We start from the raw sequence: 26,114 nt of genomic DNA, 5'->3' as shown, positions 1-26,114 counted from the left end.
ATAGGAGCAGCATCATGAATTTAACTTATAAGGATAACAAAAACAAAGAATTCAGCGTTAAGGGTGTTATGAAATTCAGTTTTATTTATCCTAATGACCAATTGCTTACTTTCCCTGCTAGCGATACCAAGGATTTTTTTGATAATTATCAAGACAGCAAGGCGATCAAATTTTACACCGCAGACGGCAGCAGTTTGCAGATCGATACGGAAAAGATCCACGAACCGAAACTTTCCAAATCTTATTTCTAAGCTTTAAAACCGCCGCGAATTTTAAAAAGTTTTCTCAACATCATTATCGTCGTTGCTAATGCCAGGTATGAAAGAATGTTAAAAGCTTCGTTGATGTACGGCTGGATCGATTTCAAGGCACTGTCGATCGTTATCAGGTTTGTTCTTAGGCCGGCTATCACAAGGATCAGTATTATCAAAATAGTGATCCAGCCGTAACTGTGTGTTTTTAGGCTGCCGGCTTCGGCCGCGTACTGTTTTTCCCAGAGATCATCTTTTTGGACTCTTGATAATTCTTTCCAAGCTTTGATATCCACATATAGATCGAACCAGATCTCAAATTCTCCCATGATCATAAAAAATGATAGGAGATAGTCGATAAATCGCGTATTTGGTGTTTTATAAGTGATAACGAGATTTAAAATAAGACCCACTAATATCGGGATTATCCATATCCAGTTGTATTGAAAAATATTTAACGCTAATGATATCGGTATTAAAACCAGCAGCATGATCCTGATCAGGCCGTTGAGCCAGAGCGTTAGTTCATCAAGCCAAAGTTTTCTGGAAAAAGAGGTCGAAATGCCTTTTTCAACAGCTTCTTGCAGGCTTCCGGCAGACCATTTGGTGAATTGATTTACGTATGACTTTAAAGTCGTCATCGTATCTACGTAAGCTCGGCTGGAATGACTTATTTTGACTGACCAGCCTAATTCTCTCAAATGAGTCGTCAATACCAGATCTTCCGTCGGCGATTCATTTGAGTATACACCGTTGAGTTTATAGTGTTCATATACATCCTTTAAAGCTTCAAAACGAAAAAGCGAGCTTTGTCCGCCTAGGATCCGAGCATTATAATTATCATTTTTTTGTTCTAGAGTATCAGCGGCAAAAGATCTATTTTGCAAGACTGTATAGAAACGGGCCATCGGGCCGCCGAATTTGCCATTTTCGATCAGTTCTTCCCGTTCTGGAAAATTACTTGGGATTTTCCTTGCACTTTCCGGAAGCAGGGCAGTGTAATTTGAACTGACGGCACCGATCTTGTATTCCGATTGAAGTTCCCGCCAAAGAGTTATCAAAGCATCTTTGGCCAAGATGACGTCGGCATCCATTCCTAAAAAAGCTTTTATGTTTTGTACGGTCTTAGCTTGCTGCTTGGATATCTTTTTGCCGGCCTGCTGATTTCCGAAAAACAGTTGGTAAATTTGGTTAAGCGCACCAGACTTGCGATCCTTATTATTTACGGTGTCTAAAAAAAAAATATCAAGTTTATCGGCATGCTCTTTGATCCTGCTTTCCGTGTCATCGCTTGAATTATCGTTTGCGATAAAAACATCCATCAAAAAACCTTCGGGGATCTTTTGTTTTTCCAAACTTTTTAAGGCGGAACCAATACTATTTTCTTCGTTGTAGGCGGGTATGACGACAACGATCCTTGGGCTTACATAATCGCTGAATATTCTATTGTTAACAGCGTCTTCGTAATTTATTTTTTTGAACAATCAATTACCTCTTTGAGATGATTTGTTTTGTATCAAAATATCTGTACATTGCTTGATAAAATCTGGATCATGTATTGCTTTGCATAAAATAAGTTCTAAAATTTCTGAAAGCGATCCCTCACTGGTTTTGGTCCAATCTTTATTGACCGTTTTTTTACGCTCGGATATCACTTTTTGAAAAGAGGCACTTAGGCCAACTAATATTTTGTTATATGTTTCTATGCCGATTTTTTTCTGCATTCTTTTTGTTAAATTTTCATCATATAAATCAGCCAAAGCCTGAGCACTTTTTAGAGACAGATTTTCGATCTGAGATTTTCCTTTTTTTATCTGGCCTAATGTATATGCGCTTACCTTTGTTTTTTTAGCGATCGAATAAGCACTTTGTTCTTCTAGCAAACGTGATATTTTGTCTTTTATCTGCAATCTTTTGTTTTTTCCTTTTCTTATATTTTAAAAAAAATACGTACATCTTATTGTATTAAAAAAATACATCTATATGTTACAAAAATATTTCAATTTAATATAATTTTTTGTTAACTATTTTGTCTTTTAAAGGGTAAAAATTAGATTATTTGATAATATATAAGTTAAAGAAAAAATATACTAAAAAAATAAACTTCACTTACATTATTTTGCTTTTTTTATACTTGGTCTTTTATGTGATTTTTTTCTAATTTGCTTGAAAGATAAAAAATTTTTCTAATTATTTTTTAAATCGTGCCTTATATTGTGATCTGTGCTATATTTTAGGCATAGATTTTTAAACAAGATGATCCGGAAAGTAATCTTTTGGGGCAGCTGAAGCAGAGAGTCGGTGATGGTGGGATCCGATCTGTTTATGAAGATGAAAATGACCGGTGATTGGCCAATGCGATCGGTTTACCGAAAGTACTGGCGGTCCTACCTGCCTTATAAGGTATTCCGTTGTCTGCCGACTCATCTGTAGGGCAAAGACGGATAGCGAGATTTTTTGAGTGATCAAAAGATAAAGCAGAATGGTAACGCGCAAAAACGCTTCTGTAATTTTTACAGGAGTGTTTTTTATTATATTTTTAAGGAGATAAAAAATGACTGATACTAATACTTTGACAAAAGTTCCATTTCGAGCAGACCTGGTCGGCAGTTTGCTGCGGCCGCAAGAATTAAAGGATGCCCATAAGCAATTAGAAGAGGGCAAGATCGATCAAGCTGCCTACTTAGCGATCCAGCGCAAACAGATCAAACGGATCGCAGCAAAACAAGCTGAACTCGGTTTTAAAGATGTGACCGACGGTGAATTTTCCCGGTCTTGGTGGCATTTGGATTTTCTTTGGGGTCTTGGCGGTGTTGATAAATATGATTACAAGAAAAGTTATAAATTCCATGGCAGTAAAACTCGGACTGACAATGCTGAATTAGTCGGCAAGATCGCTTATAACCCGCAGCATCCTTTCTTTGAAGCTTTCAAGTACTTGAAGTCTGTTGCTCCAGCCAGTGTTTTGCCAAAGCAGACGATTCCGTCTCCGAGTCTTCTTTTCCGAGATAATCGGAGCGACAATTGGAATCGATTTTATCAAAGCTGGAATGATTATCTGGAAGATATCGTAAAAACTTATCGGCAGACGATCTTGCATTTTTACGAATTGGGAGCCCGTTATGTTCAATTGGATGATACTACTTGGGCATTTTTGATCAGCCGTTTAAATGACACTAAAGACCAAGCTGATCAACACGCTGAATATGAGAAACTTGCGCAAGATTCAGTCGATGTCATTAACGGGATCTTAAAAGATCTGCCCGATGATTTAACAGTCACGACTCATATCTGCCGCGGTAATTTTAAATCGACCTATCTTTTTTCCGGCAGCTATGATGTGATAGCGCCTTACTTGTCTCAACTGAATTATGACGGTTTGTTTTTGGAGTATGACAATCAGCGTTCTGGCGGATTTGAACCCTTGAAAAAAATTTGGAATGGCGATGAAAATAAACGAATCGTTTTGGGATTGGTTACTTCAAAGATTCCTGATTTAGAACAGGAAGCTTTTCTTAAAACACGGATCGAAGAAGCAGCTGAGTATGTTCCCTTAGATAATTTGGCCATCAGCACTCAATGCGGATTTGCCTCGACCGAAGAAGGAAATAAGCTCACCGAAGACCAGCAGTGGGATAAATTGCGTTTGGTAGTCCAAACAGCAAGTGATGTTTGGGGACAGATTTAAAAAATACAGTTATTTGTTAAATATATTAATGATTGGTTTAGCCGCAGTTGAACACTGCGGTTTTTGTTTTCCTGACAATCCTTGGCTATCTAATGAAAGCGTTTACATTTATTAAAAATTATGCTACTCTAAAGTCGTTCGAATGAGTGGTCATCCGAACGAGGTATTAAATGATACCGAATAGGTGGCTCAAAACTACCTTATATATGGAGGAAATAAAATGGCTACTAAAATTCTTTTGGCTTGTGCAGCTGGAATGTCGACCAGTATGTTAGTTGCTAGAATGCAAAAAGCCGCTGAAGCAGATGGTGTCGATACTCAGATCAATGCAACTTCAGCAGCCGAAGCTAACGAAGTTATTGATAAAGAGCATCCTGATATCCTTTTGCTTGGACCTCAGGTCCGTTACATGGAACCTGATTTCAAAAAAAATCTTAATATTCCTGTTGAAGTTATCAATATGCAGGATTATGGCTTGATGAACGGTGAGAATGTTTTGCGGTCTGCACTAAAAACGCTTGGCAAGTGATTTATTTTTTTTTAAAAAATTTCGGTGTTGGCCATAAGCCAAGGGATAAACGAAGGCAGTTGCTGAGGTAAATCTTTGGTATGCCGGCGTCCAGTATTAGAGATGCCGCTTTCATGACTAAAGGACATTTTCAGCAGATCGATTTTTTCATCGTTGAAAATTACTGAGTCTGGGGTTTGGCACAGCAAAAAAGGGCAGAAGAGCCTATTACTCACACCGGATCGACCATACTCCCTGCTGATCGATCGAAGAAGGAATTTTTCTATTAGTATCAAAAATTCATTGCTGCTAATGGTGAATTCTTGATTGATTTTTAAATAAGAGGTCGTTGATAAATGACAGAGCGATTCATTTCCAACAATGTCAAAGAATTGGCAGCTCGAATAATTTATGAAATCCGCCACGGTCTGATCGGTGCTGAAGATCATAAGTTAGCCAGTGAGCCAGAATTGATTGCTCATTATAATACGACCAGATACTGTCTTCGCAAGGCACTTTCTCAGCTTGCGGGGATGGGCTACATATATCAAGCACACGGCATCGGTACTTTTGTTCGTCCGGGGGGTAAGGAGAGTTCGATCGGTATTCAAAACCAGATCGACTTGGCCGAAGAACTAAGGCTGCAGGGACATTCTTTGAAAACTGAGAGAGTCGATGAAAAAGTGATCCGAGCAAAACAGGCCGTATTTTCTCCATCAGGGATCAAACTTGATCCGAACATATTTTTAATAGACGTTAAACGTTTCAGAACTCTTGACGGTAAACCGTATTTATTAGAACATTCTTATTTTTTAAAAGATATCGTCGGTCAAATACCGGATAAAGCATTAAAAAAATCTATTTTTGAGTATTTAAAAAATGATTTGAAATTAAAAGTTGGTTTTTCCGACAAAACGATCAGTGCTGATTTTCTCTCTTTTGAAGAGGCTGGATTCTTTTCTTCTAATACCGGCGCTCCTTCACTAGTCGTCCGTGATGATTCTTTTCTTAATTCTGGTAAGTTATTTGTTTTTTCCCGTCTTGTTTATGACTATCGGCAGACTAATTTCTTTATGTTCAAGAAATTAAGGTAATCTGTATAAAAAATGATTTTATATAATAAAAGGAAAGTTTAATTAAAGTCAATATAATAAAAAGGTTATTTTGAATAATTATTTGGAAGTTGATATTTTGTGAACTTATTTTTTATACTAATAAATCGTTTTGAGTTATAAAATTCACACTATTTTTCGTGTAATTTGTATTTTTTTCATACCTTTTAATTTAATTATTACATGTAAATAAATTATAAAAATGTTATAAATAACGTGTCTAATTACTTAACATTGGTATAGACCTTCATGCATTTAAGAGGAGACACGATAATATATGAGTAATAGAAAGAACAATTATAATTCAGAGGATGATGTTACCAGATTTAAACTTTATAAATCTGGTAAATTATGGATCACTGCTGGTGTGACTCGTTTTATAATCAATCCTTTGAAGAAAATAGCGAGTATAACTTTACCAGCGAGAAATTCTCACATAGATAAAGAAGATACTAAAGAATTATCTGATTCTGATAAAAAAGCTAATATCATCAAGATTCTGTCTGCTTTAGGAGCAACACTTGGCGGTTCGGCTTTGATCACGAATGCAGACAAGGTTTCTGCCGCTCAGGTTCAACAAAGCGTTCAAGCAAATACTCAGAAAACAAATACTGAGCAAACTGTTACGACTACTAACAAAGCTGTCGTTCCAGCGACTTCGCAGAGTGCAAACAATGCTTCTGCATCGTTGTCCAGCTCATTATCTGACTCGGCAAGCCAATCAACTTCCCTGTCGAACAGTCAATCAGTTAGTCAATCACTTTCGGCCTCTGCTTCGGCTTCTAATACGACTTCAGCAAGCCAATCAAATTCTGGTTCAAACAGTAATACGCAAAGTACCAGCGTCAGCCAGTCAGCTGCTTCTGCTTCAAGCAGCCAAAGTCTCGCCAGCGGATCACAAAGTACCAGCGCTTCACAAAATAGCAGCAGTGTAAATTATACTTCTGCTGCTAAAACTGCATCGACAAAGAGCAATAACAGTTCAGTCAGCAAGAATGTTTCTAGCAATACAACTGCCAACAATAATACTGTAAAAGTATCGTTTAGGGATTTGGTAAATGAATATAATAACCGGTTAGCGGCTGATAGTCAGCAACCTGTCACGCAGGTTAATAAAGATAATTTTCTTGAGTACTTTGGTTTAAATGGCTCGGCTACCTATGACCAATCTAGCGGTACTGTAACTATAACTCCTGATCAAAACAACCAAGTTGGTAATTTTTCTCTTAAGTCAAAGATAGATATGGATGCTAATTTTACTTTGGTTGGTAAAGTTAATTTAGGATCAAATCCTAATGGAGCTGACGGCATCGGTTTTGCTTTTCATAATGGTAATACCACAGATGTTGGTAATGCTGGTGGTAACTTAGGTATTGGCGGCTTGCAAGAAGCCCTTGGCTTTAAGCTCGATACTTAGAATAATGGTTATCGAGCACCACAATCTGATAAAGATGGTAGCCAAATAAACTCAACCGATTCAAATGGTTTTGGCTGGAATGGAGATTCTATGAATGCTCCATATGGAGCATTTGTTAATACTGATAATGAAAACGTTGTTGCACAAGATGGAACAACTGTTCAAAGATGGTGGGCTAAAGATGTTGATGGAACAGCTCAAGCATTAAGTAAAAATGATGTAGACGGTAATTTTCACGATTTTGTAGTTAGTTATGATGGTTCAACTCGTTTATTGACCATTACTTATAAGCAAGCAAGCGGAAATACACTAACTTGGACAACTAATGTATCGAATACCAATCAGGCAATGGCAATGATTGTCAGTGCCTCAACTGGTGGTGCTAGGAATTTGCAACAATTCCAAATTACGAGTTTTGATTTTACTCAAGCCGCAACTGTAAACGTTCGTTATGTCGATACTGATGGTAATCAAATTGCTCAAGGGCAAGTATCTTATCCTAATGGCGCCTACGTAAATGGTACCTATCAAACGACGCAACTCAATATTCCCGGATATACCTTTTCACATATGAGCAATAGCTCACAAACTGGTGGCGATAGTATAGCAGCAAATGGTACATTATCAAAAGCCGGAGATAACGGAACCGTTATATACGTTTATACAAATAGTAGTTCTTCAACTTCTAGCAGCACTTCTGTAAGTCAAAGCCAAAGTGCTTCGACTTCAGCATCTGAGAGTGCTTCGACCAGTGCTTCGACTTCAGCATCTGAGAGTGCTTCTGAGAGTGCTTCAACCAGTTCCTCTGAGAGTGCCTCAACTTCTGTAAGTCAAAGCCAAAGTGCTTCGACTTCAACATCTGAGAGTACCAGTGCTTCGACTTCAACATCTGAGAGTGCTTCTGAGAGTGCTTCAACCAGTTCCTCTGAAAGTGCCTCGACTTCTGTAAGTCAAAGCCAAAGTGCTTCGACTTCAGCATCTGAGAGTGCTTCTGAGAGTGCTTCAACCAGTTCCTCTGAAAGTGCCTCGACTTCTGTAAGTCAAAGCCAAAGTGCTTCGACTTCAGCATCTGAGAGTGCCTCAGCTTCTGAGAGTGCTTCGACCAGTGCCTCAACTTCAGCATCTGAGAGTGCTTCGACCAGTGCTTCGACTTCAGCATCTGAGAGTGCTTCTGAGAGTGCTTCAACCAGTTCCTCTGAGAGTGCCTCAACTTCTGTAAGTCAAAGCCAAAGTGCTTCGACTTCAACATCTGAGAGTACCAGTGCTTCGACTTCAACATCAACATCTGAGAGTGCTTCTGAGAGTGCTTCAACCAGTTCCTCTGAAAGTGCCTCGACTTCTGTAAGTCAAAGCCAAAGTGCTTCGACTTCAGCATCTGAGAGTGCTTCTGAGAGTGCTTCAACCAGTTCCTCTGAAAGTGCCTCGACTTCTGTAAGTCAAAGCCAAAGTGCTTCGACTTCAGCATCTGAGAGTGCCTCAGCTTCTGAGAGTGCTTCGACCAGTGCTTCGACTTCAGCATCTGAGAGTGCCTCAGCTTCTGAGAGTGCTTCGACCAGTGCCTCAACTTCAGCATCTGAGAGTGCTTCGACCAGTGCTTCGACTTCAGCATCTGAGAGTGCTTCTGAGAGTGCTTCAACCAGTTCCTCTGAAAGTGCCTCGACTTCTGTAAGTCAAAGCCAAAGTGCTTCGACTTCAGCATCTGAGAGTGCCTCAGCTTCTGAGAGTGCTTCGACCAGTGCTTCGACTTCAGCATCTGAGAGTGCCTCAGCTTCTGAGAGTGCTTCGACCAGTGCTTCGACTTCAGCATCTGAGAGTGCTTCTGAGAGTGCTTCAACCAGTTCCTCTGAAAGTGCCTCGACTTCTGTAAGTCAAAGCCAAAGTGCTTCGACTTCAGCATCTGAGAGTGCCTCAGCTTCTGAGAGTGCTTCGACCAGTGCCTCAACTTCAGCATCTGAAAGTGCTTCAACCAGTTCCTCTGAAAGTGCCTCGACTTCTGTAAGTCAAAGCCAAAGTGCTTCGACTTCAACATCTGAGAGTACCAGTGCTTCGACTTCAACATCTGAGAGTGCTTCTGAGAGTGCTTCAACCAGTTCCTCTGAAAGTGCCTCGACTTCTGTAAGTCAAAGCCAAAGTGCTTCGACTTCAGCATCTGAGAGTGCCTCAGCTTCTGAGAGTGCTTCGACCAGTGCTTCGACTTCAGCATCTGAAAGTGCTTCAACCAGTTCCTCTGAAAGTGCCTCGACTTCTGTAAGTCAAAGCCAAAGTGCTTCGACTTCAGCATCTGAGAGTGCCTCAGCTTCTGAGAGTGCTTCGACCAGTGCTTCGACTTCAGCATCTGAGAGTGCTTCTGAGAGTGCTTCAACCAGTTCCTCTGAAAGTGCCTCGACTTCTGTAAGTCAAAGCCAAAGTGCTTCGACTTCAGCATCTGAGAGTGCCTCAGCTTCTGAGAGTGCTTCGACCAGTGCCTCAACTTCAGCATCTGAAAGTGCTTCAACCAGTTCCTCTGAAAGTGCCTCGACTTCTGTAAGTCAAAGCCAAAGTGCTTCGACTTCAACATCTGAGAGTACCAGTGCTTCGACTTCAACATCTGAGAGTGCTTCTGAGAGTGCTTCAACCAGTTCCTCTGAAAGTGCCTCGACTTCTGTAAGTCAAAGCCAAAGTGCTTCGACTTCAGCATCTGAGAGTGCCTCAGCTTCTGAGAGTGCTTCGACCAGTGCTTCGACTTCAGCATCTGAGAGTGCCTCAGCTTCTGAGAGTGCTTCGACCAGTGCTTCGACTTCAGCATCTGAGAGTGCCTCAGCTTCTGAGAGTGCTTCGACCAGTTCCTCTGAAAGTGCCTCGACTTCTGTAAGTCAAAGCCAAAGTGCTTCGACTTCAGCATCTGAGAGTGCTTCTGAGAGTGCTTCAACCAGTTCCTCTGAGAGTGCCTCAACTTCTGTAAGTCAAAGCCAAAGTGCTTCGACTTCAACATCTGAGAGTACCAGTGCTTCGACTTCAACATCTGAGAGTGCTTCTGAGAGTGCTTCAACCAGTTCCTCTGAAAGTGCCTCGACTTCTGTAAGTCAAAGCCAAAGTGCTTCGACTTCAGCATCTGAGAGTGCCTCAGCTTCTGAGAGTGCTTCGACCAGTGCTTCGACTTCAGCATCTGAGAGTGCCTCAGCTTCTGAGAGTGCTTCGACCAGTGCTTCGACTTCTGCATCTGAGAGTGCTTCTGAGAGTGCTTCAACCAGTTCCTCTGAAAGTGCCTCGACTTCTGTAAGTCAAAGCCAAAGTGCTTCGACTTCAGCATCTGAGAGTGCCTCAGCTTCTGAGAGTGCTTCGACCAGTGCCTCGACTTCAGCATCTGAAAGTGCTTCAACCAGTGCCTCGACTAGTGCTTCTGAGAGTGCTTCAACTTCAGCATCTGAAAGTGCCTCAACTAGTGCCTCGACTTCAGCAAGTCAGTCAAGCAAAAAGAGCAGCGTAAAACATGCCGGAATATTACCTAATACCGGAAACGCCGCATCAGACCTTGCCTTTATCGGAGATCTTGGTTTACTCTTATCTTTGGGTCTCTTAGGTAAAAAGCGCAGAAATAAAAAATAATCGATAACATTTTGTTATTTACCTTTTGAAAGGGCCATTGATATTTCGATGACCCTTTCTGGTTTATTCAGGAAAGAATCAATTTTTGTTAATGCATAATTTTTTCACGACAATCTTTAATGAAAAATATTTTAGAAAACGTTTCATGATTCTTTTGGTAATTTTGTTTGTTTACCAAATTGGCCAAATGATTTTGATACCTGGGATATCTAATCATTTGTTTACCAACGCTCTGACACACGAATACTCACTGAATTTTGCTGCCAGTATCACAGGCGGTAATCTGCAGCAATTTTCACTTTTTGCACTCGGCTTAGGTCCTTATATGACGGCGATGATCGTTTGGAGTTCGGTTTCTTCGATCAAATCGCTGGGATTAAATAGGATCTCACAGAAAAAAAGTTATTTTATAAAAATGGTCATCACTCTGCTGATCGCTTTTATGCAGGCTTATGTTATTTCTAGGGGGTTATCTTTCTCGGCAGATTCAAATTTTTTGGGTCCGGACAGGCAAACGAAAGTCCTCCTGGTATCTTTGATCTTGATCATCGGATCGATGATCGCCGCTTGGCTGTCTGAGTATAACCAATCTTTCGGAATTGGTGGACCAGGTGCTGTTATCATTGCCGGGATCGTTGGCAACTGGCTGATAGTCGGCAGAAATTATTTATACAGAGATTTATTTTATAATTTTAATTTCAATTCTTTGACTGGCGTCGTGGTGCTGGCACTTGGAGCTTTGATTCTGGTAACGATGATAGTAGCAGTTTACCAAGCTGAATATCGTGTCAGGATCCAACACATCATGATCAATGATGATTTGTCCAAAAATGCTTATTTGCCGATTAAACTGATGCCTTCAGGGGCGATGCCTTTTATGTTTAGTATTTCTTTGTTTGCTCTGTTAAGATATTTGATTTTATTTTTCTCAAGTTTGATGCCGAATCTTGGCTGGCTGCGCTCTTTTGGCCAGCGGGTGAGTCTTGATCAGCCGCAAGGAGCTGTCCTTTATTTGTTTTCTTTGGCACTGCTGTCTTTTGCCTTTGCATTTTTAACAGTTAATCCTACTCAGATCGCCAAGGATCTTCAAAAAAGCGGTGATTATGTCATTGATATAAGACCTGGACAAAGGACTAAAAAATATATTCGATCTTTAGTTAATAAAATGACCTTTTTCGGTTTCTTATTTTTATCGCTGATTTCAGGGGTACCGCTGCTTTTGGGTAATATCGATCGATCTTTTTACCAGTACTTCTTATTTATAGGTATCATCGTGACTCTTATCGGTATGAGCTTTACGGTCATTGAGCAAGTGCGCGCACTTTTACAAAAATATAATTACCAAGATATTTTTTCAGAAGCTGATTTTTCCAAGAAGGAGGGAGCCTAAAGATGATCTATATCCTGCCTTCTTGGTTTTCCGACGGCAGCAAACCAAGCGATTTTGATGATACTGTTAACCAATGCCGGATATTCAACAAATCAAAAACTGATATTGAATTATTACTGACAGATTATTTGCCGGGGATCCACCTTTTTTTGCAGCAGCAAGGATTGTTAAAAACGGCCCGCTGGTCGCTTTATGACCACCTCCAAGGAATCGATCAGGATTTTTTCCGTTCTTTGAGCTTTGATGATTTTTCGTGGCCGCGAGGAATAGAAAAAATTTACACACCTTTTAATATCGTTGTTTTAAAAAACGACGAAAGGATCGGTCAAGTTTCTTTCTACGACAACGGTTTGATTTCCAAAGTGGAGAGATTCAAAAGCGGTCAAAAAGATGTTGACTATATAATCGATGATCGCGGTTTTGTTTCGAGCAAGATATTTTATCTAAACGATAAAGCTCAAAAACAAATTTTTCTCGACCTTGAGGGTCGGCTGATTTTTAGCCAAGAACTATCTGGATCCAACGCGGTCAGCATTGCTCCGGACTTTTCCGATCGATTCGACCAGCCTTCATATAATAATTTTCAGGAATTAGCTAATGAGTTTTTAACTGACCATCTAAAAAATGCTCGACCGTCTGATGATGTTTTGTTAGTTGCTTCTGATATCAGAAATGAACGCTTAGCTTTCTCGCAAAAAGATAAGGCTAAAATAATCTTGTCTTTTTTCGCTGATCGTTATGATTTTACTAAAGTACTTCCGAAAACTTTTTTTCAGAGATTAGATCAGGCAAGCGTTATTATCGTTGATCGCCAGCAATTGGCTGATAAAATGCTGTCGCTAATAAAAAAAATAGTCCCGCCGAATGATATCGATAGGATAGCAGCAAAGATCCAGCAGCTGCCGCCCTTTGATACCAGACTCGAATTGGGCACTAGCCAGCGGGAAGATAAATTGATAATTTTTTGGCTTTTAAGCAACAACGATTTTAATAAAATGACCGATTTGTTTTTAGATAAGATGATCAAAAACCCTAAGATAAATCTGATCATCGATCTCTCTCCTTTACAAAATGCTCGTGTTTTTGAAATTTCTTTATTAAATCTTATCAATAAAAAAATGTCGACTAACTTGACGATCGATTACCTTGATCAAAGAAATCAAGAAAACGAAAATCAACTGCCTGACTTGGAATCTCAAGAAACAGATGATCGTGCCAGTCAAGCGGCCGAAGATCTGTTTGACCGCGTGGAATTTTGTATTCTTAAAGGAGAAAGAGAACTGGTTTCTAAGATCCGTAATGTCAGGCTGATCGTAGACCTGCAAAGGGAAGCCAATGTTTTTTTGCAGCTCGCGGCTATCAGCTCCGGTATTCCGCAGATAAATGCCGGCAGATCTCTATATGTTGAGGATCATAAAAATGGTTTGATAGTTAAAGAGCCTAAAGATTTAGATAAAGCGATCGATTTCTATTTCAAAGGTTTAAAAAATTGGAATCAGGCCCTAGTATATTCGGTTCAAAAAATGGACCAATACAGCGACTTTAGTTTGATCCAAAAATGGTTCGATCTTATTAAAAAATCATGAGAAAAAGACAAATTTTACAAATAGGAGACGATAATTGGTCCGCGCGCATGGACATCAGCAGCCAGAATTTTGATTGGTTATTTTCTGATAGTTCGCTGCCTTCGATCATCACTGAAAAAGATTTGAAAAAAACAAGCATCTTTCTTTTTTCAAGTCAAAGCAGTTTGGAATTTTTGCCGGAGTATTTTTCTTATATCAGCCCGTATTACGTTTTGTATGATGCAAATTTAGAGCTCTCTGAGAAACAAAAATACTTGTTGTCGAGAAAAAAAGCCTTTGCTTTTGATATGCAGGATCATAAAAAAGTTCTTGAAGTTTTGGATGCTTATTTCATGTCGCCAAAGGGCGGTTCCAGGTTTCCGGTCGAACAGATCGATTTTGAACCGAAGTATCTTTCCTCAACTTACAAGGGTCATGAAAAAGTCGCCATTGATTCGGATTTTGGTGATGATTATAAAGAGATCGCCCGCTGGTCATTTGGTCTGAGATTTCATCCAGGTCAAAAAATGAAGTTTATGCCCTTGATCAATTCTTTTGGCAAGGTTGAGATCCGCTTTAACGTTTTTGAGATAGGTTTGGGCGGATCTGAAATCGTTAATAAACAGTTCTTTGACCTTTCTGACCATGAGGAACCATTTATCTTTAACAATAAAAATGATGCCGGTGTTTTATCTTTCTCGCTTTCTGCACGTGGAAAGGGCAGGATCGAGATCGGCCCGCTGCACTATCGCGATAGCGAAGGACCCTTTGGAGAATTTATTCCCGGCGGTCAGAGAATAGTCGATCATAATGGACAAGAATTGTTCCTTTATTTCAATCCCGGAGATCTCAAACCGCCGTTGAATGTTTACTTTGCCGGCTACCGGACTTTAGAGAATTTCGAAGGTTATCCGATGATGAAATCGATGCAGTCGCCATTTATTCTCATTAGTGATCCTCGTTTGGAAGGCGGCGCTTTTTATCGAGGAAGCTCTGAATTAGAAAATAAATTGGTCGATCAAATAAAAAAATCACTGGTATGGCTGGGATTTGATAATAGCCAAATGATTATGTCGGGTTTATCGATGGGGTCTTTTGGAGCACTTTACTATGGTGCTGAATTACTGCCGGATGCGATCATCGTTGGAAAACCGCTGACCGAGATCAAAGAGATCGCCGGTAATGAAAAATATTTGCGGCCAAAAGAATTTTCCACTTCACTTGACATTTTTCATTACATTTCTGAACTGAGCGATAAGGAAGCAGACCAAGTTTTTTGGCAAATGATCGAAAAAGCAGATTTTTCCAAAACTAAGATCGCTATTTCTTATATGATAAATGATGACTATGATACTGCTGGTTATAAAAAAATGTTGGAGCATTTGAAAAACAAGCAGGTAAGTATAATCGGCAAGGGTTTTCCGGGACGCCATAATGATGACTCTGTGCCGATCGTTCAGTGGTTTTTGGATCGTTATAAGCAGATCATGGCAGAGGATTTTTCAAGGAGGCTGGATGTTTAACGGCAAGTATCCGATCAACATGATTTTTTGGGACCGGGCTGATAGTACGGACTTCTTATATGGATCGGCGATCGATTTTTCGTTGATAGACCGTGTTCATTTTAAAAATTCGCTGATCGCCTCTGGAACAGTCATCCACAAATGGTATTCGGACGGCAGCTATCAAGCAAACAGGATCGAACCGCAATTACCGCTTTTATCTCCGAATACGAGCTATGAAGTATTTTTTGATTATCAAAGCAGGCCGGAAAATGCTTTATATTTAAAATTTATTTTCTATGATTTTTACGGTGGTGAGGTCAAGACACTGAATTTTTTGGATCAGCATTTTTATTTTTCTTTTCCCGAAAATGCTTATTCATATGAAGTCGATTTGGTCAGCCGCGGTGTCGAAGAATTCCTTTTTCACAAGCTGGTTTTGCAAAGAAGCGGCCATCAAGACGATGACGCAAAACTAAAAGACGATAATGACAAATCTTTTCGAATATTTTCTCCTGTCTTCGATCAGTCAGCTCGATCAGTCAATATCATTTTTCAGGAACCTTATCGAAACTTAATTCCTTATCCAGCGTCTCGTTTTCAAGATAAATTCGTTAATGCTTATGTGATCGGTGATCTAAGGGCTTTTGGCGGTTTTTACCTGCCTGACCAGGATCATCCGAATTATACTTCAGAGCTGAAAAAAGCGATCGAAGGGATACTGGCTCAAGACCAAATCGCGGATAAAAAAATCAATTTCATTGGTTTTGGGCCGATTTCTGATTTCGCAGCTGCTTTATATAGTCGAGGTCTTGTTGGCAATATTTCTGAATTCATTAAAAAAGAGCGGCCTGATCCACTGGCTTTAAGGGTCTTTGATCAGACAAAAACTTTGATCAAATACGGGTCTTATTTCCAAGATGGTTTTATGATGAAAATAGCCCTTAAAAGTCATCAAATAGAAATTCTGAATGAAAAATAATTTAAATGTCGGAAAAATTATTAAAACAAACTAACAAAAAACACCGCGTATCCGGAAGAGTTAAAAAGATCTTAAAAAAAATCAATTCTTTGTCCGGACATATGGCTGAACTGTCTGACCAGCAGCTGGCCTCTTTGACCGATGATTTTCAAGCGAGGCTTAAAAAAGGCAGCAGTTTGGATGATCTGCTGCCAGAAGCTTTCGCAGCAATTAGAGAAGCCGATAAAAGGGTATTAGGGATGTACCCCTTTGATGTCCAGGTCTTGGGTGCGATCGTTCTTCACCAAGGCGATATCGCCGAAATGAAGACTGGCGAGGGCAAAACGTTAACGGCAACGATGCCTTTATACTTGAATGCTTTATCAAAAAAAGGTGCAGTCCTTGTGACTTCTAATGCTTATCTTGCTGAGGTAGGGGTCGATCAGATGGGTCCTGTTTACCGTTTTATGGGTCTTAGTGTCGGTTTGGGTGCCAGTGAAAAGAAAATAAGCATCGAAGAAAAACAGACGATATATAGATCAGATATACTCTATACGACCAATTATGCTTTAGGTTTTGACTATTTGATCGATAATTTAGCGTCTTCAAAAGAGGGGAAATTCATGCGTCCCTTCAATTATGTTTTGATCGATGAAGTTGATTCTGTTTTACTGGATAGTGCCCAGACGCCCTTGGTCATTTCTGGATCTCCAAGAGTTCAATCCAATCTATATGAAGTTTCTGATGATTTTATCCAAACTTTAAAAGAGGGTCGGGATTTTAAATTAGATAAAGAGAGAAAAAATGTTTGGTTGACCAACAAAGGCTGTGATCTAGCTGAAAAATATTTTAATATAAATAATTTATTTACCGCAGAATTTACCGATCTAGCACGTCATATCGAGTTGGCTTTGCGAGTACATTATTTGTTTATACTAAATCGCGACTATGTCGTTGAAGATGATCAAGTCAAGCTTTTAGATGCAGTCAACGGCCGTGTGATGGAAAATACCAAGCTGCAATCAGGGCTTCATCAGGCCATCGAAGCCAAAGAACATTTAAAACTCAGCAGCGACACTAGATCTATGGCTTCGATAACTTATCAAAATCTTTTTCGTATGTTTAAAAAAATATCGGGGATGACCGGTACGGCTATGTCTGACCAGCAAGAATTTTTAGATACTTATAATATGCGGGTCATATCGATCCCCACTAACAAACCGATGATACGAAAAGATCATCTTGACCGTCTTTATCCGACTTTGCCTGCTAAGATCGCAGCTTCAGTCGATTTTATTAAAAAAATACACGCGACAGGAAGGCCGATCTTACTGGCGACCGGTTCTGTTAGAATGTCGGAAATTTACTCTAATATTCTTTTAAAAGAAGGCATAGCCCACAGTGTCCTAAATGCTTATAACATCGCTAAAGAGGCACAAATAATCGCTGAATCCGGTCGTTTTGGTACGGTCACGGTCGCGACCTCGATGGCCGGCCGCGGGACTGACATCAAGATCGATGAAAAAACACGTCAAGCCGGCGGTCTCTATGTTATCGCGACCGAGCATTTAAAAAATTCGCGAATGGACGATCAGCTGCGCGGGCGGGCCGGTCGGCAAGGAGATCCCGGCTCAAGTATTTTCTTTTGTTCTTTGGAGGATGATCTATTGATCAAATATGGTCCTGATTGGGTCAAAAAGTATTTGAAGAAAGTTGCTGCCAGAAAAAGAAATAAAGCTGATCGCCAGCTTCGAAGAAGAAAATTTCAAAAATTGATCGAAAAAACACAAAAGTTTATCGATGGCGGCGCCCGCAGTTCAAGGCTGCAATCGCTTGAATTCGATGAAAATATGCGGATCCAAAGAAATATTATTTACAAATTGCGCGATCGGTTGATTTCTTCCAGTGATTCATTTGATAATTTGTTTGAAAATATGGCACTAAAAGTTTTCAATGATTTTTTGACCGATAAAAAATATATCAGCCGCCAAATTTTGTTTCGCTTTATTCTGGATAATTTGAATTACGATTTTAAAGCTGAAGAACTTTCCAAAGCTTCCTTTACCGTTCCGGAAGTCAAAGAAATTTTATCTACAATAGTTTTAAAAAGGATCGATGACTGTCATAACTTTTTCAAAGCAGCCGATCAGCTCGTTTATTTACAAAGATTATCGCTTTTAAAAGCAATAGATGAATGCTGGATCGACCAAGTCGACGCCCTTCAGCAATTGAAGGTGATCGTCGTCAACCGCCAAATCGGCCAGAAAAATCCGATGTATGAATATCAAAGGGAATCAAACCGTCTGTTTATAAAAATGAGAAGCAATATTATGATTGAGGCAGTGAAAAACTTTATGCTGAGTGATTTTGTCAAAGAAAAAGATGGGACAGTTTCTATTTTCTTTGCATAACTAAAATAAGGAGATTTATGAATTTTCATATTACTAATTTATACGGCCAATCTGAACGAAGTACCGCTTTGATAGCTCAGAACATGGTTTGCGATCAGGCTCGTCAGATCGGTTTTAAAGAGATAGGTATTTATTCTTATCCGGTCAAAAGCGATACTGCTAGTGAACTAAGCAAACGGATCGATGGTATGTTTGCCAGCTTAGGCTTTGGTGATCTGCTGGTTTTTCAAATGCCCAGCTGGAACGGGATCGAGTTCGATCGGGCTTTTATCGAAAAAGCAAGGGTCTATAATGACTTGAAATTAGTTATTTTCGTTCATGATTTCATTCCTTATATGTTTGAAAATAACAGCTATCTTACTAAAGGATATATCGATCTGCTCAATTTAGCCGACGTTTTGATTTTGCCGAGTCAAACGATGGCAGTAGCTTTGACTGATGATGGGCTTAAAATTCCTCTGAGTAAAATTATCTTTCAGAATTTTTGGGATCACCCGACTCAAAAGAAATACAAGCGGCCTCAATTTTCCAAGACGATTTTTTTTGCCGGCAATTCTACCCGTTTTCCCTTTGTTAAAGAATGGGATCATGATAATGACTTATCAGTATTCGACGCTGAACCGGATGGTTTTGATCATGAAAAATATCCCCGCACACATTTTCTCGGCTGGCAAAATGATTGGCAAATGCTCGATATGATGGACAAGGGATTTGGTCTTGTTTGGAGCCAAAAAATACCTAACCAAGATGAGCAGCGCTATCTCTCAATGAATGTTTCTTATAAGCTCAGCAGTTACCTGGCTGCCGGCCTGCCAGTGATAGTTCCGAAAAGCATATCTGATCGAAGCTTGATCCAAAGCAACCATCTAGGGATCGCTGCTTCAACTTTGGAGCAGGCAAATGACATCGTATCTAATATGACGGTTCAAGATTATGATGATTTAGCAGACCACGTCAAGAATTTTTCGAAACTTATCAAAACCGGCTACTTTACCAAAAAAATTCTTTTAGAAGCGATCGGCAAATCATTATTGGAGCAAAGCAAATGACTATTTATAATTTTAATCTGGGTATCGGCTGGGCCAGCAGCGGTGTTGAATACGCTCAAGCTTACCGTGCCAACGTTTTCCGTAAATTAAAAAAAGATGCCAAATTTGTTTTCACAGAAATGATCTTGAATGAAAATATTGAGTATTTTACTAGTAATATCGGTTTTTTGGATAATGAGGTCATCTGGCTGTATCTGTATTTCACTGATTTTAAAATTGCTCCAACGACTTACACTACTCATGATCTTGTCAATAGTTTTTCTGATGATTTCGATCGTCAAGAAAAAGATGGCGATATTATCAGGTATTTTTTTGATAAAAAACAGCGGATGGTCACTGCCTACTTAAAAGCGGGAAGCAATAATATCGTTCAAAGAGCAGAATTTGTTTCAAAAGGGAAATTGATCCGTAAAGATTACTACATAAACAAACGCTTCATGTCGGAATATTTTGCTCCTAAAGATAATCAAGCTCACTTATATGCACGTCATTTTTTTGATCAAGACGGAAGCTTGTCTTATCAGCAGATCATCGACGGACAGCAGGTTATTTTCAGATTTCCTAATAAGATCATCTATTCAGAACAGGCTTTGCTAGATTATTTTTTGGATCGCTTGGCTTTATCTGAAGATGATGTTTTGATAGTCGATCGCGGTACGAACATGGCTCAGCAAATTTTAAAAGCTTCTGCTCGCTGCCGCTCCAAGGTCGGAGTCGTTGTTCACGCAGAACATTTCAGTGAAAATATGACTGATGACAACTATATCCTTTGGAACAATTTTTATGAATATCAATTTGAAAAAGCTGACCAAATCGACTTTTTTATCGTCGCGACCGCACGGCAAAAAGAGATACTAACAGCACAATTAAAAAAATATGAGGGTATTGACGGAAAAGTTTTTGATATACCGGTCGGCAGTATCGATCAGTTGAAGAAGCCTTTGGATGATAGTATCAGAAAACCATTTTCGATCATAACTGCCTCAAGATTAGCTGATGAAAAACATATCGACTGGGCGATCGAGAGTGTCGTTACTGCTCATAAAAAACTGCCGCAAATAACTTTTGATATATATGGCGGCGGTAGCCAAATGGCTGACTTGAAAAAATTGATCGATAAGCTGCATGCCAGTGATTATATAAGGCTGTTGGGTCATCAGGATCTGTCTGACCTTTATCAAAAATATCAATTGTATCTCTCGACATCAACTAGTGAAGGTTTTGGTCTTACCTTGCTGGAAGCTGTCGGTTCTGGTTTGCCGATCATTGGTTTTGATGTCCGCTATGGTAATCAAACATTTATCGATAATGGTGAAAATGGTTTTCTGATAAAATCAGATCGCCCCAATGAGCAGCATTACGATCTCGATATCGTCGCTAAAACGATCGTTTACTTTTTCAGCAAATGCGATTTTGCAGAATTCAGCCAGCACTCTTATGCAGCAGCCGAGGATTTTTTGACCAGCAGGGTCGAAAAAAAATGGGATAAGTTATTGAGGTCTTTAAATGATTAATTTATTTGATTCGTGTGATTCCGGCAGTTTGGATCTATATCATTCTTTAACAGCGGCTGGTTATAAAAACAAAACGATCGTCGTTAATGATGATGGTTTTTTGCCGGAAGGATTTCAATCGCCTTACTCTTTTTTTACCGGTTCTTATAACCGAACTGGTTTGCCGAAAAGTTTTTACCAGCTGAAAGTGCCTGATCAATGGGAAATAAAAGCTGATAATGAAAGCGCTGCTGTTTATGATGAAGATATTAAAAGAGCCAATATCGAATATTATCGGCCATTAGCTTTGCATCGAATAGTTAAAAGCGTGACTTGGCTGGATCGCCAGGGCAAGAGGCGATCGATCGACTTTTATAATCGCTGCGGTTTTCGTTTTTCGCAAACGGTCTGCGCGGCTGACGGACAAGAAATTTTTACCAGTTATTTTGACGGGGATGGTCGGGAAGTAATAACTGAAAACCATCAAACTGCTAATTTGATCCTTGATTGGCACGGCAAAACCATGATTTTTGATTCAAAGACTGATTTTCTTGATTTTTATTTTGCTGCCAGCAAAACTCCGTTGGATAAGATCGTCTATAATTCTCTATCAACACCGATGCTGTTTTCTTATGGCCTTGATGTTAGCGGGGCTGATACACTTTTTTGGCAGGAAAAACTTCAAAATGGTGCGATTCCGGGGAACATGCAGGTAATATTGAACGATGATCAGCAGCGGACTAAAAAAATAGTTTTTCAAAATCGTGATGATTATGATTTTATGCAAAAAAATTATCAGGGTCACGGTAAAGAAAAAATAGAGTATTTGAGTTTTATCTATCCGCAAACTCGGGAAAATCTGCATCGACCCAAAGCTCTGATCTTAACAGACTCCGATCAGATCCAAAATCTGAAAGAACTTGTCGTCTCGCTGCCCGAGGTCGTCTTTTCGATCGCAGCACTGACAGAAATGTCGCCTAAGTTAATGGGGATGGCCAATTATAAAAATGTGCGCCTTTTTCCTAATGCCGGACCGATGACGATCAAAAGATTGTGGCAGGATAACGATCTCTATCTAGATATAAATCACGGTTCAGAAATAGTTGCGGCCGTCCGCCAAGCATTTTTACAAGATCAACTGATCTTTGCTTTTGAAGGAACTTGTCATGATCGATCTTATCTGCTTGACCAGTTTATCTACGCTAATGCAGAAGTAAATAAAATGGTCGAAGATATTTCTAAAACGATCGAAGATCCCAATACCTTTTCTGATCTGCTTGGAGCCCAGCGGAAAAAGAAGGCCGGATCAGTACCTGGTGATTATCAAAAAATATTAAATTAAAATGAGTATTAGATATGAATAAATATCCAAAAAAAGAACACCATAGTTTAATGGATTCAAAAATTGAACATGACTTGAAAGACATCCGCTATAAGCAGAATGATGAAAAGGACGAGAAGGATAATGGTCTTTTTCAAAAAACGATCAATTGGTCGATCTTAATATTGATCTTGGTGGGGATAGTTTATGCTTTTATCCAAGCTTTTTAATGGTATTTTTTTCAAATAAACCCCCCGATTTAAGAATCAGGGTTTTGTTTTAATTTATTTAATTTAATAGGAAATTTTAATCTCTGTTAACTGTTCTTGTTCTTTAATTTCAACTTCAGCATTTTTAGGTAAATCTAATTGGTATTTGATTTTCTTTGGAATTTTTGCAAGATAATGCATCTTGTTGTCTTTTATATAAGTTGTGCTTGATATTTTACCTTTAACCGTGTTTAAATCTATACTTACGTTTGCCACTCTTTTGTCAAAAAAGGGTTTAATTTTAATTTTGGAACAACCTTTTGCATCATCATCTATTTCAATTCCGCCTAGTGCTTGATAAAACCAATATATATAGCTGCTGAACATTGCGTGATTTAATGAATAATTTTTTCCAATAAATAATTCTGACAGCGTTTTGTTGCCGCTTGCGAGCATATTAAGAAAACTTGGTTTCTCTTCTCTTTCTAACCAATTTAAAACCTTTTTGTCTTGATTGAATTCGTGTAAGAAATGGTATTCAGCTGCCATTCCGAAGATTCCAGTAGTAAATATTCCTCCGTCTTCTTTTATTTTGGACGATAATCGTTTGGCAAGGATTTTTTTTGTACCCAAATTTGCTAATAATGCAAAAATTAAGCCGGATTGTGACATATTACTACTGTTGATTTTATTAGAAAATTTTCCTTCAACTATTCTTTTGTTTTCTTTTAGCTTTTTAGAGTAATAGCGATAATCGTTTTCTTTACCAATAATTTTGGATATTTTTTGTACTGATTTAATAAACAATAAAATACTGCAGTAACCTACAAACAACTTGTCTGGACTTGAACTGTAAAAATCTTCAATTAAAATACTGCCATGGTCGCCTATACATCTATCAGCAAGCCAATCTATTTTTTTTGATAACAAATAGTCAACTTGCTTTTTTACGTTTTTATAGTTGGATTTCAGTAAATCTATTTCTCCATAAAATTGATAATGTTTAATCAACATATAAGGTACGGCAAGTTGCCATAGTAGAGGACCTTCTTTTTCACCAGTCCCATTTGTTTGAATTCCCATATAGGGGGCTGTTTCTGGAAATCCTCCGTCTTTGGTTTGTTGACTGTTAAAATCTCCTATTATTTTTTTGTAAAAGGAGTTTAAGTCAAAAGTGTAGAGATTGGAATTTGCCAAGGCAACTATGTCTCCTCCGTAATCTAATCGTTCTCTTGCGCAATCCTCAAAGATGCCATGTACGTTATTTAATTTTGTTCGCATAGCAGAATCAAACAATTTGTTTAATTTTTCGTTCGAACTATTGAAATGTCCAATAATCTTAAGATCTGTGTGAACATAGGTAGCTTGCACTTTTTTTATTTTACTTAAATCACAATTTTCTAAAAACGCAAATCTAAAAGAATGATAGCAGAATTTATTTTCAAAAAAATTTTCACCTTCAGTTGATAATATCTTATCTTTTTGCCTCGCTTCTTTTGGTGCTCCAGGACCGCCATCTTTAGGTATATAACCTACTCCTCCTGCGTAACTAGTTTCATAAATCATTCTGTTTTCAAATGATTCACTGTATGATATTTTTATATTTTTTTTCTCATCGCTAAGAAATACTATTTTAAAAAACCGCTTATAACTTCACCAAAATCGAAAATTATTCCGTTTTTATAATGAAAAATTCTTTTTGGCGATAATGTTTTAAATTTTTTTATTTTAGGTATAAAGCTTTGCTGAAAATTGTTCTTATCTTTTTGAGATAAAGTATCAGATTCAACAAGATGCCAACCATCACGTTTAGAACTTAAATCTAAAAATTCTCCCAAATATAAATTATTCGTGACCAAAGCGCCTTGTTTTGTTATCCATGTTGAATCGGTCTTTAAGATCAAATTATTTTTATCGTTTGAATAATAAATATCTAATACAAATTTGGGATCACCTATAGAATTTAATTTTTCTCTAAGATTATATTTCCCAAATAGGCGCAAAGGGGAAGGATTGTACATTCCGTTCCCTAACTCTACTTCTATTTCGTTTTCTCCTATTTTTAAAAGATTTTGGATTTCATAAGTATCGTAATATATTTTTTTTGAATAATCGGTCCAGTCATTATTCAGTTCGTAATTATTTAAACGCTGATTATTTATTTTTATTAAATAAAAACCTAAACATGCTATTGACAATTTAATTGATGATTTTTTTGATATGTTGAATTTTTTCTTAAAGATAGGATCGGGATTTTTTTTGTAGTATAATTTGTCATCTTTTCCATAATCGAAAGGATGATCGTGTATCCATTTGCCTTTAAAAACGTGTAGTGTAGTTTTGTTATCCATTTTGTTGCTTATTTTCCTTTTTATAAATGTTATTATCTTCGATTTTCACGAACGGTATCCAAATTAAGACTACAAGTATGAAACATATAAGCTGCAGTATTGACCCTGACACACTTCCGGTTACCAGATATCCGCTTATTACTATCGGAGTTGTCCATGGAACCTGTACTAAACCCGTTGGTAGTGGAACTAAGTGCCAATAAAACGCGAGATAAGAAACTATTATTGATACGGTATTACTAAAAACTAATGGTATAAAATAACTTACATTCAGCATTAAAGGAATACCAAATAATGTTGGTTCGCCAATATTGAATAAGTATGGTATCGCGGCAATTTTTTTCATTTGTTTATACTGTTTGCTTTTAGCAATTATTACTATTGCAAAAATTGATCCTATTACACCAATACTTGCAAATCCATCCCAAAAACTTTGTGATATTATATTTGGAACGATCTTTCCTGCTAAACTGGCGTTCTTGTTTTCATCCTGCAAAACTTGGAATATTGGTGTCATAACACCGTTTACGATTGAATCCCCGTGTATACCGAAGAACCAAAGCAGCTGCCCAAAAATTTTAACGACTATTATGCCAATCAGAGAACCGCCCATAGCTTTTAGCGGGGTTCCTAAAATTATATTTATCAAACTCAGCGCACTTTGTTTAACAAAAGTATCTAGTAATATTCTTAAGATCCAAAAAATGGAAATAACCACAAAGGATGGAATTAGAGACTCAAAGGGAGATGAAACAGCTGGTGGAACTGAGTCAGGCATTTTTATTTTTATTCCTTTTTTGTCTATCCATCTATAAATAATGCAAACTAGTATAGCGACTATTATTGCTAAAAAAATTGATTGTGCGCCTATTGTAGACACATCAAGAAAATTTAACCCCTTATTTTTGTTGTAAGGTGTTATTGCGAGAAAGCTTACTAACGATGTTAAAGTTACCTGCATCCCGTTGATTTTCATTTTATCTGCTAAATTTCGGGAAACAGCGATTAAGACTAGTAATCCTCCAACTCCGAGGCTTGCATCGTTAACGATGCCTAGACGATTTTGCCACTCTAGTACGCTTAAATTAAAAAGGGATGCAAGCCACTTATTTACTTGTGGAATCGGAAAGTTTCCAATTATTAAAAATACTGAAGTTATTACGGTAAAGGGCATGTATGCCAGCATGCCGTCTTTGATTGCATTTATGTATATATTTTTATTAAATGCTATTGATAATTTGCCTAAACTATTTTGGAAATTGTTCAATAAAGATTTCATAGGTTTTTTAGTCTTCTTTCTA

At 38.4% G+C, this 26,114-nt stretch carries 20 protein-coding genes; 15 read left to right on the top strand and 5 right to left on the bottom strand.

Annotation, left to right across the window (positions count from 1 at the left end):
- The first annotated feature begins 14 nt into the window (after positions 1 to 14).
- The gene (locus ACKP2L_RS06965; RefSeq protein ID WP_439425134.1) at positions 15 to 251 is read left to right on the top strand and encodes a hypothetical protein; all 237 of its coding nucleotides are present in this window, start codon (positions 15 to 17) and stop codon (positions 249 to 251) included.
- On the opposite strand, the gene ACKP2L_RS06960 is transcribed toward ACKP2L_RS06965, so the two are convergent.
- Positions 248 to 1,735, bottom strand: coding sequence for a glycosyltransferase (locus ACKP2L_RS06960; RefSeq protein ID WP_439425133.1), 1,488 nt, complete (start codon positions 1,733 to 1,735; stop codon positions 248 to 250). The genes ACKP2L_RS06965 and ACKP2L_RS06960 overlap by 4 nt on opposite strands.
- Positions 1,736 to 2,161, bottom strand: coding sequence for a hypothetical protein (locus ACKP2L_RS06955; protein WP_439425132.1), 426 nt, complete (start codon positions 2,159 to 2,161; stop codon positions 1,736 to 1,738). It abuts the gene before it with no gap.
- A gap of 644 nt (positions 2,162 to 2,805) precedes the next feature.
- On the opposite strand from ACKP2L_RS06955, the gene ACKP2L_RS06950 reads away from it, so the two are divergent.
- The 14 genes from ACKP2L_RS06950 to ACKP2L_RS06885 all read left to right on the top strand — a co-directional run bounded on the left by ACKP2L_RS06950 (position 2,806) and on the right by ACKP2L_RS06885 (position 22,483).
- Positions 2,806 to 3,939: a vitamin B12 independent methionine synthase gene (locus ACKP2L_RS06950; RefSeq protein ID WP_439425131.1), complete on the top strand. Its 1,134-nt coding sequence runs from the start codon at positions 2,806 to 2,808 to the stop codon at positions 3,937 to 3,939.
- Between the two features lie 220 nt (positions 3,940 to 4,159).
- Complete coding sequence (locus ACKP2L_RS06945) at positions 4,160 to 4,468, top strand: PTS sugar transporter subunit IIB (protein ID WP_439425130.1); 309 nt, start codon at positions 4,160 to 4,162, stop codon at positions 4,466 to 4,468.
- A 335-nt stretch (positions 4,469 to 4,803) separates the two neighbouring features.
- Positions 4,804 to 5,541: a GntR family transcriptional regulator gene (locus ACKP2L_RS06940; protein WP_439425129.1), complete on the top strand. Its 738-nt coding sequence runs from the start codon at positions 4,804 to 4,806 to the stop codon at positions 5,539 to 5,541.
- 295 nt (positions 5,542 to 5,836) lie between these two features.
- The gene (locus ACKP2L_RS06935; protein ID WP_439425128.1) at positions 5,837 to 6,976 is read left to right on the top strand and encodes a lectin-like domain-containing protein; all 1,140 of its coding nucleotides are present in this window, start codon (positions 5,837 to 5,839) and stop codon (positions 6,974 to 6,976) included.
- A 90-nt stretch (positions 6,977 to 7,066) separates the two neighbouring features.
- Positions 7,067 to 10,561 carry a MucBP domain-containing protein gene (locus tag ACKP2L_RS06930; RefSeq protein ID WP_439425127.1) on the top strand — a complete coding sequence of 1,165 codons (3,495 nt, stop codon included), beginning with the start codon at positions 7,067 to 7,069 and terminating at the stop codon, positions 10,559 to 10,561.
- A gap of 145 nt (positions 10,562 to 10,706) precedes the next feature.
- The gene (gene secY2 / locus ACKP2L_RS06925) at positions 10,707 to 11,951 is read left to right on the top strand and encodes an accessory Sec system protein translocase subunit SecY2 (RefSeq protein WP_439425126.1); all 1,245 of its coding nucleotides are present in this window, start codon (positions 10,707 to 10,709) and stop codon (positions 11,949 to 11,951) included.
- A gap of 2 nt (positions 11,952 to 11,953) precedes the next feature.
- A complete protein-coding gene (gene asp1, locus ACKP2L_RS06920; RefSeq protein ID WP_439425125.1) occupies positions 11,954 to 13,537 on the top strand; it encodes an accessory Sec system protein Asp1 in 1,584 nt (527 codons plus the stop codon).
- Entirely contained in the window at positions 13,534 to 15,039 is a 1,506-nt protein-coding gene (asp2, locus tag ACKP2L_RS06915) for an accessory Sec system protein Asp2 (protein WP_439425124.1), read from the top strand. Before asp1 ends, asp2 begins: the two co-directional genes overlap by 4 nt.
- Positions 15,032 to 16,000 (top strand): accessory Sec system protein Asp3, encoded by a 969-nt coding sequence (gene asp3 / locus ACKP2L_RS06910; RefSeq protein ID WP_439425123.1) that lies wholly within the window; start codon positions 15,032 to 15,034, stop codon positions 15,998 to 16,000. The genes asp2 and asp3 overlap by 8 nt, the downstream gene beginning before the upstream one ends.
- 5 nt (positions 16,001 to 16,005) lie before the next feature.
- A complete protein-coding gene (secA2, locus tag ACKP2L_RS06905) occupies positions 16,006 to 18,390 on the top strand; it encodes an accessory Sec system translocase SecA2 (protein ID WP_439425122.1) in 2,385 nt (794 codons plus the stop codon).
- 17 nt (positions 18,391 to 18,407) lie between these two features.
- Complete coding sequence (locus tag ACKP2L_RS06900; RefSeq protein ID WP_439425121.1) at positions 18,408 to 19,439, top strand: sugar transferase; 1,032 nt, start codon at positions 18,408 to 18,410, stop codon at positions 19,437 to 19,439.
- The gene (gtfA, locus tag ACKP2L_RS06895) at positions 19,436 to 20,953 is read left to right on the top strand and encodes an accessory Sec system glycosyltransferase GtfA (protein ID WP_439425120.1); all 1,518 of its coding nucleotides are present in this window, start codon (positions 19,436 to 19,438) and stop codon (positions 20,951 to 20,953) included. The genes ACKP2L_RS06900 and gtfA overlap by 4 nt, the downstream gene beginning before the upstream one ends.
- A complete protein-coding gene (gene gtfB / locus ACKP2L_RS06890; RefSeq protein WP_439425119.1) occupies positions 20,946 to 22,274 on the top strand; it encodes an accessory Sec system glycosylation chaperone GtfB in 1,329 nt (442 codons plus the stop codon). The genes gtfA and gtfB overlap by 8 nt, the downstream gene beginning before the upstream one ends.
- A gap of 14 nt (positions 22,275 to 22,288) precedes the next feature.
- Positions 22,289 to 22,483, top strand: coding sequence for a hypothetical protein (locus ACKP2L_RS06885; RefSeq protein ID WP_439425118.1), 195 nt, complete (start codon positions 22,289 to 22,291; stop codon positions 22,481 to 22,483).
- 63 nt (positions 22,484 to 22,546) lie between these two features.
- Here the strand turns inward: ACKP2L_RS06885 and ACKP2L_RS06880 are convergent, their stop codons facing one another.
- From ACKP2L_RS06880 to ACKP2L_RS06870, 3 genes are all read right to left on the bottom strand, one after another.
- Positions 22,547 to 24,028 carry an alpha-L-rhamnosidase-related protein gene (locus tag ACKP2L_RS06880; protein ID WP_439425117.1) on the bottom strand — a complete coding sequence of 494 codons (1,482 nt, stop codon included), beginning with the start codon at positions 24,026 to 24,028 and terminating at the stop codon, positions 22,547 to 22,549.
- Positions 24,029 to 24,090: 62 nt separating this feature from the next.
- Positions 24,091 to 24,813 (bottom strand): alpha-L-rhamnosidase N-terminal domain-containing protein, encoded by a 723-nt coding sequence (locus tag ACKP2L_RS06875; RefSeq protein ID WP_439425116.1) that lies wholly within the window; start codon positions 24,811 to 24,813, stop codon positions 24,091 to 24,093.
- Positions 24,806 to 26,092 (bottom strand): PTS sugar transporter subunit IIC, encoded by a 1,287-nt coding sequence (locus tag ACKP2L_RS06870; protein WP_439425115.1) that lies wholly within the window; start codon positions 26,090 to 26,092, stop codon positions 24,806 to 24,808. The genes ACKP2L_RS06875 and ACKP2L_RS06870 overlap by 8 nt, the downstream gene beginning before the upstream one ends.
- Positions 26,093 to 26,114: the final 22 nt, after the last annotated feature.

The sequence above is a fragment of the Oenococcus alcoholitolerans genome (genome assembly GCF_051852995.1).
GTDB lineage: Bacteria > Bacillota > Bacilli > Lactobacillales > Lactobacillaceae > Oenococcus > Oenococcus alcoholitolerans.
This window is presented reverse-complemented; position numbering and strand designations above follow the sequence as displayed.